Annotated in this window: 12 protein-coding genes; 10 read left to right on the top strand and 2 right to left on the bottom strand. The window is 39.8% G+C overall.

All coding sequences use genetic code 11. The features are described from left to right. Positions 1-60 precede the first annotated feature (60 nt). Positions 61-1,251, bottom strand: coding sequence for a phosphoglycerate kinase (locus QSE00_RS00315; RefSeq protein WP_110356220.1), 1,191 nt, complete (start codon positions 1,249-1,251; stop codon positions 61-63). Between the two features lie 232 nt (positions 1,252-1,483). Here QSE00_RS00315 and QSE00_RS00310 point away from each other — a divergent pair, with 232 nt between their 5' ends. The 3 genes from QSE00_RS00310 (at position 1,484) to QSE00_RS00300 (ending at position 4,413) form a co-directional block, all read left to right on the top strand. Beyond that, the gene (locus QSE00_RS00310; protein ID WP_110356219.1) at positions 1,484-2,635 is read left to right on the top strand and encodes a DNA polymerase III subunit; all 1,152 of its coding nucleotides are present in this window, start codon (positions 1,484-1,486) and stop codon (positions 2,633-2,635) included. A gap of 28 nt (positions 2,636-2,663) precedes the next feature. Beyond that, complete coding sequence (locus QSE00_RS00305) at positions 2,664-3,062, top strand: DoxX family protein (RefSeq protein WP_286104447.1); 399 nt, start codon at positions 2,664-2,666, stop codon at positions 3,060-3,062. Between the two features lie 565 nt (positions 3,063-3,627). After that, positions 3,628-4,413: a patatin-like phospholipase family protein gene (locus tag QSE00_RS00300; RefSeq protein WP_110356217.1), complete on the top strand. Its 786-nt coding sequence runs from the start codon at positions 3,628-3,630 to the stop codon at positions 4,411-4,413. A gap of 47 nt (positions 4,414-4,460) precedes the next feature. On the opposite strand, the gene QSE00_RS00295 is transcribed toward QSE00_RS00300, so the two are convergent. Further along, positions 4,461-5,510: a ferredoxin--NADP reductase gene (locus QSE00_RS00295; protein WP_286104444.1), complete on the bottom strand. Its 1,050-nt coding sequence runs from the start codon at positions 5,508-5,510 to the stop codon at positions 4,461-4,463. Between the two features lie 128 nt (positions 5,511-5,638). Here QSE00_RS00295 and QSE00_RS00290 point away from each other — a divergent pair, with 128 nt between their 5' ends. The 7 genes from QSE00_RS00290 to atpB all read left to right on the top strand — a co-directional run bounded on the left by QSE00_RS00290 (position 5,639) and on the right by atpB (position 12,855). Further along, positions 5,639-7,111: a DUF5687 family protein gene (locus tag QSE00_RS00290; protein WP_286104442.1), complete on the top strand. Its 1,473-nt coding sequence runs from the start codon at positions 5,639-5,641 to the stop codon at positions 7,109-7,111. Between the two features lie 12 nt (positions 7,112-7,123). Next, on the top strand, positions 7,124-7,819 hold the full coding sequence (locus QSE00_RS00285) for an ABC transporter ATP-binding protein (RefSeq protein WP_286104441.1): 696 nt from the start codon (positions 7,124-7,126) through the stop codon (positions 7,817-7,819). Positions 7,820-8,065: 246 nt separating this feature from the next. Beyond that, positions 8,066-10,609, top strand: a complete 2,544-nt coding sequence (gene porW / locus QSE00_RS00280) for a type IX secretion system periplasmic lipoprotein PorW/SprE (RefSeq protein ID WP_286104440.1) — start codon at positions 8,066-8,068, stop codon at positions 10,607-10,609. A gap of 19 nt (positions 10,610-10,628) precedes the next feature. Beyond that, positions 10,629-11,060, top strand: coding sequence for a bactofilin family protein (locus tag QSE00_RS00275; RefSeq protein WP_110356212.1), 432 nt, complete (start codon positions 10,629-10,631; stop codon positions 11,058-11,060). Beyond that, positions 11,038-11,268, top strand: a complete 231-nt coding sequence (locus QSE00_RS00270) for an AtpZ/AtpI family protein (protein ID WP_072860080.1) — start codon at positions 11,038-11,040, stop codon at positions 11,266-11,268. Before QSE00_RS00275 ends, QSE00_RS00270 begins: the two co-directional genes overlap by 23 nt. Continuing rightward, positions 11,268-11,654, top strand: a complete 387-nt coding sequence (locus QSE00_RS00265) for a DUF6168 family protein (protein ID WP_110356211.1) — start codon at positions 11,268-11,270, stop codon at positions 11,652-11,654. The genes QSE00_RS00270 and QSE00_RS00265 overlap by 1 nt, the downstream gene beginning before the upstream one ends. Before the next feature lie 124 nt (positions 11,655-11,778). Continuing rightward, positions 11,779-12,855: a F0F1 ATP synthase subunit A gene (gene atpB / locus QSE00_RS00260; protein ID WP_110356210.1), complete on the top strand. Its 1,077-nt coding sequence runs from the start codon at positions 11,779-11,781 to the stop codon at positions 12,853-12,855. Positions 12,856-12,873 lie beyond the last annotated feature (18 nt).

Genomic DNA, 12,873 nt, shown 5'->3' with positions numbered 1-12,873 from the left:
AAAATTTAATTTTTAAAAGCAGATCAAAACGCAGATAACCCTTATTGGATAACGTTGTATTTACGCCAATATTGCTGCTATTCCAGGTAGTGTTTTACCTTCTAGGCTTTCCAGCATAGCCCCTCCGCCGGTGGAAACATAGCTTACCTTGTCTTCAAAACCAAATTGCTTTACCGCGGCAACGGAATCTCCGCCACCCACTAACGAAAAGGCACCATTTTTAGTTGCTTCATCAATAAAATTACCAATGGCAATGGTACCCTTGGCAAAACTTTCCATTTCAAAAACTCCTATAGGACCATTCCATAAAATGGTTTTCGACTTTAAGATTACTTCCTTAAATATTTCCAGAGTTTTGGGTCCAGCATCCAAACCTTGCCAACCATCCGGAATTTCGTTGGAATTGACCACCTTGGTGTTGGCATTGTTGTTAAAGTCGTCCGCTGCCAAAACATCAATTGGGATGTGCACTTCTACTCCTTTTTTCTTGGCTTTGTCAAGTATTTCCAAGGCCAATTCCATTTTATCATCCTCGCATATGGAATTTCCGACTTTTCCTCCTTTGGCCTTAACAAAGGTGTAGGTCATTCCACCACCAATAATCAGATGGTCTACTTTATCCAAAATGTTTTCGATGATCGTAATTTTTGAGGACACTTTTGCTCCTCCCAAAATGGCGGTTACAGGCTTTTCCCCTGTTCGCATTACCTTTTCTATGGCCTCTATTTCTTTGGCCAACAAGAATCCAAAACATTTACTTTCTGGAAAAAATTGGGCAACTATGGTAGTGGAGGCATGGGCCCTATGCGCTGTTCCAAAGGCATCGTTTACATAAATATCCCCTAGATTGGATAATTGCTCGGCAAAGTTTTTATCTCCTTTTTCCTCTTCAGCATGGAACCTGAGGTTTTCCAATAAAAGAACTTCACCGCTTTTTAATTCCGCCACGGCCTTTTCGGCTATAGGTCCAACGCTTTCGGTTGAGAATTTAACCTTTACACCAAGTACTTCGGATACCTTGTTACAAATGTGCTTAAGGGATAAATCAGGATTTACTTTTCCGTCGGGTCTTCCCAAATGGCTCATTAGTACGGCACTTCCGCCATCTTCCAATATTTTTATGATTGTGGGCTTTGCAGCTGCTATTCTATTATCGTCGGTTACATTAAAATCCGCGTCCAATGGTACATTAAAGTCTACCCTTATTAATGCCTTTTTACCTTTAAAATTAAAATCGTTGATGGTTTTCATTTGCCACTTATTTTTAGAGAATGACAAATGTAAAGATTTATGGGTAGTGTTTAAAGAGACTGTTCCATTTATTTGCATGGCTTATGGGCCAATGTTGATTTTAAAATTGTAAGTGCCTAATGGACAACCTAAATGTTAAGTTGGATTTTCAAAAAGGAACGGCCTGCTTTCTTATAATTTTCAAAGACCCTGCATCGAGTTATTTTCGGATAAAAACCGCTATATTTGGGTCATGCTATTCAAGGATATTTTAGGACTTTCCCATATAAAGAACCATCTAGTTTCCAGTGCAGATGCTGGGCGTATACCCCATGCACAATTATTCGTTGGCCCAGAAGGATGTGGTACATTACCAATGGCCATATGTTATGTACAGTACCTGCTTTGTGGCAATATTGATGGGGAGAATATTAACGGCAATAGCGCCTGCAACACCAAGTTTAACTCCTTGGCACATCCAGATGTGCATTTTGTCTTTCCGGTATCCAATTCGGATAAGGTAAAGAGCCATGCCGTTAGTGATCATTATATGGAAGATTGGCGCCAATTTGTAAAGGAGCAGCCCTATGGAAATCTTTTCGATTGGTATAAATTGATAGGGATAGAGAATAAACAAGGACAGATAGGTGTGGACGAGGCTCAGGATGTGGTAAAGAAACTGTCCCTGAAATCATATGAAGGCGGATATAAGGCCCTTATTATTTGGATGGCCGAAAAAATGAATACCGCGACCGCCAACAAACTTCTGAAATTAATCGAGGAACCGCCGGACAAAACGGTATTGATTTTGATTGCAGAAGATGAAGAACAAATAATTCAAACAATTAGATCTAGATGCCAAATATTGCATTTCCCGAGGCTGGCAGATGAGGCTATTTCACAGGCTTTGATAGACAGGGGAGTTTCCAGGGAGGACGCCCATAGAATATCCCATGAAGCCAATGGCAACTTTAATAAGGCCCTCGATTTCATGAACAACGATTCCGAGGATTTGGTATTTGAGAAGTGGTTTGTCCAATGGGTCAGAAGCGCCTTTAAAGCCAAGGGCAACAAGGCTGCTATCCATGATCTTATCTCTTGGAGCGAGGTGGTGGCAAAGACGGGTAGGGAGACCCAGAAAAAGTTTTTGAATTACTGCATGTCCGTAATGAGGCAGGCTCTTTTGATCAACTACAGTACCCGCGAACTGGCTTTTATGAGGATTCATGTGGAGGGATTTCAATTGGAAAAATTTGCCCCATTTGTTCATGAAGGTAATATTGTTCCCATTGTGAAGGAATTGGAGGACGCCATTTATCATATTGAAAGAAATGGCAATTCCAAACTGATACTCATGGATCTATCCATAAAATTAACCCGATTGCTGCACAAAAAGGCAGCTTAAATTAATGGTATAACAAAAAGCGACATATATGACCAACGTATTAACTTATTCTACAGAACTTCTTCTTCTCCTTTTTTTGATCATTACCTTTCTTCAAAGTGCATTGGATAAAATATTGGATTGGAAAGGCAATTTATCATGGTTAAAAGAGCATTTTTCCCAAACCTCTTTTAAGAATGTGGTTCCCTTATTAATGGGTACTGTCATGGTTGCGGAAATTATGGCGGGGATTCTTTGCACCATAGGATTTTATATGCTCATCGTGCAGGGCAATGGATCTGTTGCCTTGGCCGGTGCCATTCTATCATGTATGGCCTTGTTGATGTTGCTACTGGGGCAGCGTGTGGCCAAGGATTATGACGGGGCAAGGACCATAGCCATTTACTTTATTCCGGCTATTTTTTTGGTATTTCTATTGAACACTTAATGATTAACGGTTACTTGTTGTACCGGGGCCAATAAAGGGTATAAAGTCATATCAATTAGCTGGATTTATTTTGTTTCCTATAGACTTTTGGGATAGTTCATTCCCATAAAGTAGGGGGTGTTGCTTTTTAAGCCTAACCTACCGATCGGTTTGTTTTGTTCCCGATAATGATTTGGTTTTGTGACCATAAATCCGACTTATGGAACCAAAGGGTCGATAAAAAGTGGAAATCCAGTAAAATTGGCCCCGACCTGGAACATCCTACCAACTGGGTAGTTTGTAGATCAGTATTTATTAGTGAAACTCAATTTTGAGAAGTCGGTAAGACGCACTTAAAATTGCAAGTTGAACTAATCCCGCCTTTTTCGGCGGGATCTAGGTTCAATACCTGGACCCTAGGGTCGATTCCCATTATTGGGTTCAGGGCCTGCCTTTGTCGGCAGGCAGGCCTGCCCTGAGGTTTAATACCTTTTATTTCTGATTGAAATTTTAAAATATGAGGTGATATAGGTAATTTTGAGCGCCTGATTAGTGGTTACTTTGCTGCTGTTAAACTCTGACAGAAATGGATTTATCGGAAATAAAATCAAAATCGGTAGGGCTGGTGTTGTCCGGAGGGGGTGTAAAGGGTATGGCACATATAGGGATGATTCAAGCCCTTAATGAATTTGGCATTAGTACGCGAGCCGTTTCCGGTACCAGTGTCGGGGCCTTGGTTGGGGCCTTGTATGCCAATGGTAATACTGTTGCGGAAATGTTACAGTTCTTTAAGGAAACCCCCCTCTTCCGTTATCATTTTGTGACGATTTTGAAGCCCGGCTTGTTGGATACGGACAGGTATTTTGACCTGTTGGCACGCTATTTTCCTGGAAATGCCTTTGAATCCTTACAGCGCAAGCTTTATGTAGTGGCTACCGACTTGCAGAAAGGGGATGAGAAAATATTTTCTAAAGGGGAATTAATTAAACCGTTGTTGGCTTCAGCGGCATTACCCCCGGTTTTTAGTCCTGTGGCCATTAATGGGCGCCTATATGCCGATGGCGGTATAATGAACAATTTCCCTTATGATGAGGTTGCCCTTACATCAGATTTTGTTATTGGGAGTAATGTTTCCGGAATCAAGGAAATTCCCAAAGAAGGAATAAAATCGTCCTTGCAGTTGGCCAATAGAACCACTTCGTTGATGATCTATGCCATTAATCGGAACAAGGTAAATAAATGCGACCTGTTGTTTGAGCCAAAAGCCTTGGAGCTCATAGGCATATTGGACAAAAAAGGTATTGAAAAAGCCTATACCATTGGTTACGAACATGCTGTAAGGGTAATGGAACAGGTATTTAAGCAGACTTAGTAGTTTATGTAGTAGGGACTTGACAATAAACAAACAACCCTAAGTATTTACACATCGTCATAATCCACTGTTAGAGTAGGGGTTGTGGGATGCGCCTGACAAGTGAGGATCAATCCTTCCGCTATTTCACCGTCCGTTAGAATTTGGTTCTTTACCATGTCGGCCTTTCCTTCCTTGATGCGGGCAATGCAACTGCTGCATACTCCGCCTTGACAGGAATAGGGAGCGTCTATATTCTCCTTAAGGACGGCATCCAATACCAAGGTACCTTTGTCCATGGACAGGGAAAATTCCTCATCGTCCACAATAACGGTTAGTTGTGTTTTTCCTTCCAATTTCTCAGGAAGCTCATCCTTTATTTCCGTGGTGGTAAACAATTCAAAATGAATCTTATCCTCTGAGATGCCCTTTTCCTTTAAATTTTCGGTCACCAACTGTATCATTGCCTCCGGACCACACAGATAGTAATCGTTAAAATCAAGATCTTTATGTTTGTTTTTTAAAACATAGTTTACGGTAGAGGCGTCTATACGTCCAAAAATGGATTCGTCCTCTTGGGTTTGGCTCAAAATAAAATAGATGTGAAACCTATTGGTATATTCTAGTTGAAGCTTCACCAAATCGGTATAAAACATGGTTTCTTTATAGGATTTATTCCCATATACCAGCACAAAATTGTTTTTGGAATTGGATTCCAATACGGTTCTGGCAATACTCATGATCGGAGTAATACCGCTACCCGCAGCGAAGGCCACAACGTTTTTTGGATTTGGAGAGGGTTTAAAAACAAATCGGCCTTCCGGCGGCATTACTTCCAATACGTCCCCTACCTTAAGTTTATTATGTGCAAAATCTGAAAATCCCCCCTTGTCCACTTTCTTTACACCAATGGTAATGCCCTCACACTTGGGAGAGGAACTAATGGAATAGGCCCTGCGCAATTCCTTGCCCTTAATTTCCTTTTTAATGGTGATGTACTGACCTGCCGTAAAGGTAAAGGTCTGGATCAGTTCTTTAGGAATGGCAAAGGTTATTGCAACTGAGTTTGGAGTAAGCGGTTTAATTTTTTGAACGGTAAGCGAATGAAAGTGGGCCATATTAAATCTTTGATGCAAAATTAAGCAAAGCAGGGAGGATTTAAAACGTGAAATTAAAAAAATACCAGCTGTTTGTAACAAATACTCTAAATTGGGCACTAACCTAACAGGTTAAACTATCCAAAAGCATGTTAAAGCTCTTTCTTACGCTTGAATGGAAATCCTTTTTTAGATCTGCCTCTTTTAAAGCCAACCTTGCTATAAAGATTTTTATGGTTTTTGGGGCACTTTATTTTATGGCCGTGTTCCTGGGTCTTGGAATAGGGGCTTTTTATATTATTGAAAGGCAAGGATGGGGAGACCCGCTCTTGGTAGTCAATCGGTTCATGATCTATTATTTGGTGGGGGATCTTTACATTAGGTATATGCTGCAAAAAATGCCAATTACCAATATAAAACCATTGCTGTACCTTCCTATAAAAAAAAGTAGAGTGGTGGCATATTCATTGGGGAAGACGGTATTTTCCTTTTTTAATTGGTCACATGCCTTTTTCTTTATTCCCTTTTCCGTGGTACTATTGGTAGAGGGCTATTCCCCTCTGGGCACCATGGGTTGGCATTTGGGTATCATGGCCTTGTTTTTCTGTAACAATTTTATAAACGTACTGGTCAATAACAAGGACAATGTTTTTTATATGCTGCTGGGCCTTTTCTCGGTCTTGGGAATTTGTCAGTATTATGAAATGTTCAATATTACGGTATACACCGCTCCATTTTTTAATGCACTTTATCAGCTACCATGGATGGCTTTGTTAGCATGGGGATTGCTAATAGCATTGGTTTCTAATGCCTTTCTTTATTTTAAAAGGCATATGTATCTCGATGCCGGATTGGCCGGCAAGAAAACTTTGGCCAAAACCGAAGACTATGTTTGGTTGAACCGTTTTGGGAATCTGGGTACATTTTTAAAGAACGATATAAAATTGATTAAAAGGAACAAGCGGTCCAAAACCGCTGTTATTATGAGTTTTTTCTTTATTTTTTATGGACTTTTCTTCTTTACTGGTGCTGTAGAGGCTTATGACGGTCCGATTTGGAAGATATTTGCAGGTATTTTTATTTCCGGCGGGTTCTTATTCAGTTTTGGACAGTTTGTGCCCAGTTGGGACAGTTCGTATTATCCTTTAATGATGAGTCAGAATATTAGGTACAGGGAGTATTTAACTTCCAAATGGTATTTGATAATCATAGCTACCTTGGTAAGCACTATTCTAGCCTCCTTTTATATATACTTTGGTTGGGATGCCTATTTAGCAGTTATTGTAGGGGCCGTTTACAATATTGGGGTCAATTCTTATTTGGTGCTATGGGGCGGGGCCTATATTAAAACGCCCATTGACCTAACATCGAATAAAAAGGCGTTTGGTGATAAACAGGCTTTTAACGCGAAAACCTTGCTATTGACATTGCCTAAGTTATTATTGCCCCTTGGGATTTATGCCCTGGGCCATTATCTGATCAGTCCAACTGTGGGCTATATTTTTGTTGGGATGGCAGGCATTATCGGATTTGGTTTTAGGAATAGGGTATTTGCCTTGATAGAGGGGATATACAAAAAAGAAAAATATAAGACCATAGCGGCTTACAAACAAAAAACATAAAAGGATATATTTATGATCACAGTCCAAAATTTAACCAAAAAGTACGGGGAATCCATTGTACTAAATATTGAAAATTTGGAAATCCCCAAGGGTCAAAGTTTTGGTTTGGTAGGTAATAATGGGGCCGGGAAGACTACTTTTTTTAGTTTAATGCTCGATCTTATCCAGCCGACTACCGGGCATATCATTAATAACGGGGTGCAAATAGATGCCAGTGAGGCATGGAAACCTTTTACGTCGGCATTTATAGATGAAACGTTTTTGATCGGATACCTCACCCCAGAGGAATATTTTTATTTTATCGGGGAACTAAGAGGTAGGAACAAGGCCGATGTGGACATACATCTGGAGGGGTTCAAGGATTTTTTTCACGATGAAATTTTGGGTCAGAAGAAATATTTGAGGGACTTATCCAAGGGAAATCAGAAGAAGGTCGGAATTGTAGCCTCGTTCATTGGTGATCCCGAAGTAATCATATTGGACGAACCTTTTGCCAACCTGGATCCAACCACCCAAATAAAGCTAAAAGGTATTATCAAGGATTTGGCGGCCAGTAAGGAAGTTACCGTTTTGGTGTCCAGTCATGATCTTATCCATGTTACGGAGGTTTGCGAGCGGATAGTTGTGCTTAACAAGGGAGAGCTGGTAAGGGATATCCAGACCTCCATGGAAACCCTGAATGAGCTGGAAGTGTTTTTTGGAGGATAAATGGGCTCTGAGCCTATGAGCCCATTAACGATCCAAACTATTTTAGTATTTCCCTTCATTATAGTTTTGTGCCTGTTTAACGAACGGCAACCTTAAATTGTCTTTTTATCCTGTATTTGGCCCCTGATCAATTCTTTGGACAGGTTCGGAATTATCGAGTAACTAAAAATAATGCAGTTTTTATCGACCAACTACATAATAATCCGGTCGTTTTTAAGTTAAGGATACGTACGAATACATAGAATTTTGAAGCTTCGCAATAGACTTATATTTTCAGTTGTTTTTGGAGGATTGGTTTTTAATGCCTGTTCTACCAAGAAAGATGCCTTTTTAAACCGGAATTGGCACGCCCTAAATACCAAATATAATACTCTGTATAACGGTAACATTGCCTTTGAGGAAGGGCGGGAGGGTCTCAATGCCGTTTATCAGGATAATTATTGGGAAATATTGCCAGTGGAGCGGTTGGAGGTTACAGAGGATATCAAATTGGATTCAGAAGACAATAACCCTAATTTCCTCATTGCTGAGGAAAAGGCGACCAAAGCCATACAAAAACACAGTATGGACATAAAGGACGAGGAGCGAAATCCGCAGACCGATGAAGCTTTTTTGCTTTTGGGCAAGGCCAGATATTTTGATCAGCGCTATATGCCTGCCTTGGAATCCTTTAATTATATTCTAAATAAATATACACAGAGTGATAAGCTTAACGAAGCAACCATTTGGAGGGAGAAGGTAAATATTCGGCTCGAAAATGAAGAGCTTGCACTGAAGAACTTAAAGCGTTTAATTAAGCAGGAATATTTAAGCGACCAGGAATATGCCGATGCCCGGTCCATGATGGGTCAGGCCTACATCAATCTTAAGATTGCGGATACCGCCATTCAGCAGTTAAAGATTGCATCGGCATACACCAAAAAAAATCCGGAAAAGGGCCGCTACCTTTATATTATTGGCCAGTTGTACAATCAATTGGGGTATAAGGACAGTGCCAATTATGCCTTCGATAAGGTAATCGACCTAAATAGGAAATCGCCCAGGGTATATATGATCAATGCCCATTTGCAGAAAATTCAGAATACAGAACTTACCGATGACAATAGGGAGGAAATGTTCGAGTATCTTACGGAATTGGAGGAAGACCGTGAAAATAGGCCCTTTCTAAATAAAATATACAGACAGATAGCAGAATTCCATTTGGCAAATAAATCCGATAGTTTGGCCTTGCTATATTACAATAAATCCTTGCGAGCCACACAAAATATGCCTCAATTGAACGCCTTGAACTATGAAAATTTGGCGATTTATAATTTTGATCATAACAAATACAAACCTTCCGGGGCATATTATGACAGTGTTTTGCAAAATTTAAATGAAAACACCAAGAAGTATAGGGAGGTTAAAAAGAAACTGGACAACTTGGAAGATGTTATTAAATACGAGGAGGTGGTTCAGTACACGGATAGTGTAATTACTTTGTTCGAGTTTTCAATTGATGACAGGGTATCCTATTTTGAAGAGCATATTGCCCAATTAAAGGCCGTTGCTGAAAAAGAAAGAAAGAAAGAGGAAAATATGGCCAATGCCGGTTTTGCCAGTTTTAGTAAATCGAAAGGAGGGAAGGAAAACAAGGGCAAGTTTTATTTTTATAATATAACTACCTTGGGTTATGGTAAGAACGATTTTAGGACTAGATGGGGGAAGAGAACCCTGGAGGACGATTGGCGCTGGTCCAACAAATCCAAAGCCCAAAATATGGAGGAAAATGCAGGGAATCCAGGCAATACGGCATTGAATAGTGTTGCCTCGGTGGGAGATGAGGAAAAATATAGTGTAGCGTTTTACCTCAATCAAATACCAACGGACCCAGAGGTGATAGACAGTTTAAGGACCGAGCGCAACTTCGCCAATTATCAATTGGGGTTGATTTATAAGGAGAAATTTAAGGAAAATCTTTTGGCAGCGGCTAAATTGGAGAGTGTACTAAATTCCAATCCAGAGGAGAGATTAATAATCCCATCCAAATACAACCTGTACAAGATATACGAGGAGTCCGGAAGTAGTCTGGCAACAGATATGAAATACGACATTATTAGGAATCATCCTGAATCCAGATATGCAGAAATCCTTTTAAACCCACAAGCCGTATTAACGGGAAGTGCCGATAGTCCGGATGCCAAGTATCAACGTTTGTACAAAAAGTTCCAGAACCAGGAATTTTTACAGGTAATTACAGGGGCTGAAGAAAATATCAGTAAATACACAGGGGATCCCATAGTGCCAAAATTTGAAATGTTAAAGGCCAATGCCATTGGAAGATTACAGGGTTTTGAAGACTTTAAGGAGGCGTTGAACTATGTGGCCCTAAACTATCCCAATAATCCTGAAGGGAAAAAGGCTCAGACCATGGTGGCGGAGCAATTGCCAAAATTGGAACCGAAGGTTTTTTCCACCGAAACAGAATCTACAGGAACTGGAAATTGGAAAGTCGTATTTCCGTTTAAAATCAGGGACGATAAAAGAGCGCTTAGGCTCAAGGAACTTTTGGAGAAATCTTTGGAGGATCTAAAGTATAAGAATGTGGTCTCAAAAGACATTTATAATTTGGAGGATCAATTTGTAGTGGTTCATGGCTTTAAATCCAAGGACTTTGCCCTAGGCTACGCAGAATTGATAAAAAACAACAAGGATTACAGGATCGATGATGAGAATTTCGTAATTTTATCCAACAACTACAAAATAATTCAAGTACATAAGAATATAGCAGATTATAAAGCCCAGCAATAAACCCCAAAACCTTAGCAAAATGTTTTCAGATAACAAAAAACCTCGTGTTATGACAGAATTAGGCGGACAGCCCAACAGAATTGAAAAGAATACCAAAATAAAAGGGGACATTGTCTCCGAGGCCGACTTTCGGATTGATGGAAAATTGGACGGCAACGTAAAGACTTCGGGAAAAGTGGTCATTGGTATAGATGGCTATATTCATGGTAAAGTAGAATGTGTCAATGCCGATATTGAAGGTAATTTTAACGGAGAGTTGATCGTGGCCGATCTCTTGTCCCTAAAATCTTCCGCTGTCATTGAGGGTACTGTTATAGTATCCAAATTAGCGGTTGAGCCCGGTGCTACCTTTAATGCATCCTGTACAATGAAGGGCAAGGAAGGGAAAGGCACTGTAAATAGCCCAACAAAACATTCGGTAAATACCAATGAGCCAGCAAAAGCCTCCTAAAAATAACAATGGTTTAAAAAATGCAGCTATCTTAACAGGTGTTGCCATTGAAATGGGTGGAATCATTTTCTTGGCTGCCCAGGGAGGAAAGTGGTTGGATGAATATTTTGAAATGGAGTCAAAGACCTTTGTAATTGTCCTTACTTTATTGGGAGTGGCGGTTGCAATTTATTTGGTTTTGCAGCAATTGAAACGCATAAAATATTAATGTCCAAGAATAAATTTCTTTTTACTTTTTACCTCTCCCTGGTTCTTTTGAGCTTTTTGGTTTTTTGTCTTCACCTCCTCATACTGTATTTGTTCGGATTTCCTTTATTGGACCATATGATCGTTTTGGCCTATTTGCTAAATGTAGTACTGGCCTTGATCATATTTTCGGTGCTTTATTGGTTTCGGGAGAAATGGAGAGATCAGATCGGATTTCTTTTTTTAGGGGGAAGCATGCTCAAGTTTTTATTTTTCTTTCTCGTTTTTTATCCCTTCTATAGCGCAGACGGGAACATGCAATCTTTGGAGTTTACCACTTTTTTTGTTCCCTATTTGGTGTGCCTCCTTTTGGAGACAATCTTTACTGCCAGAATGTTAAATAGTTAGCTTCAATTTTGTTTTCCATATTACTTTTAAGTTATGGCCCAAAATAAACCGTTTAATGCTTTTTTCTTTTTGAGATAAAAGCGTACATTTGCACGGATTTTTTGAGACCGATATTTTAAGCGATATGCAAAAACCATTTTACGTTAAAGTTCTTTTAGTTGTTACACTTCTTCTGGGTATCAATGCTTTCGCACAGGAAAAGGACCATTCGTCCAGCGAGGAAAAAGGAAGCCTAAAAAACGAAATCAAGGAATTTATAGGACATCACTTGTTGGATTCCCACGATTTCACCCTTTTCACCATAGATGAGGAAAAAAATGAACACGTAGGATTTCCGCTCCCCGTAATTTTATGGGATAACGGTCTAAAGGTGTTCTCATCTTCCAAGTTTCACCATGGGGAATCTGTGGCCGAAGTGGATGGGAATCATTATGCACTGTATCATGGTAAAATAGTGAAGACCGATGCCGAAGGAACTATCAATTACGATGAAGATCATCATGCTACCAATGCAAAACCATTGGATTTTTCCATTACCAAAAACGTGGTTTTTATATTTTTAGTGGCAGCCTTAATGTTTTTCTTGTTTTCCAGAATGGCCAAGTCTTATAAAACCAACGCGTTGCCAAAAGGAATTGGACGGTTGTTGGAGCCGATTATTCTATATATACGTGATGATATTGCCATTCCAAATATTGGAAAGAAACATTATAAGAAATACATGAGTTATTTGCTTACGGTATTTTTCTTTATATGGATCATTAACCTTTTGGGGCTTACCCCTCTAGGAGTAAACGTTACCAACAATATAGCGGTAACCTTTGCTTTGGCCATCCTTACCTATTTGATTACTACGTTTACGGCCAATAAAAATTACTGGAAGCATATTTTTTGGATGCCCGACGTACCTGTCTTTATGAAGATAGTCTTGGCTCCTATAGAACTTTTGGGAACTTTTATCAAGCCTTTTTCCCTAATGATTCGTTTGTATGCCAACATCACGGCTGGTCACGTGGTTTTAATGAGTATTTTGGGAATGATGTTTATCTTCAAAAACTGGATAGGGAGTCCGTTGTCATTTGGTTTGGCATTCGCACTTTCTTTGTTGGAGTTGTTGGTAGCGGCTTTACAGGCCTATATTTTTACGATGTTGTCCGCCCTGTATTTTGGTTCGGCCGTTGAGGAACATCACGATCACTAAGAGTAGAATGTTTAATAA

The sequence above is a fragment of the Arenibacter flavimaris genome (assembly GCF_030291335.1).
GTDB lineage: Bacteria > Bacteroidota > Bacteroidia > Flavobacteriales > Flavobacteriaceae > Arenibacter.
Note: the sequence above shows the minus strand (reverse complement) of the source record. Positions and strands in the feature narration are given on the sequence as shown.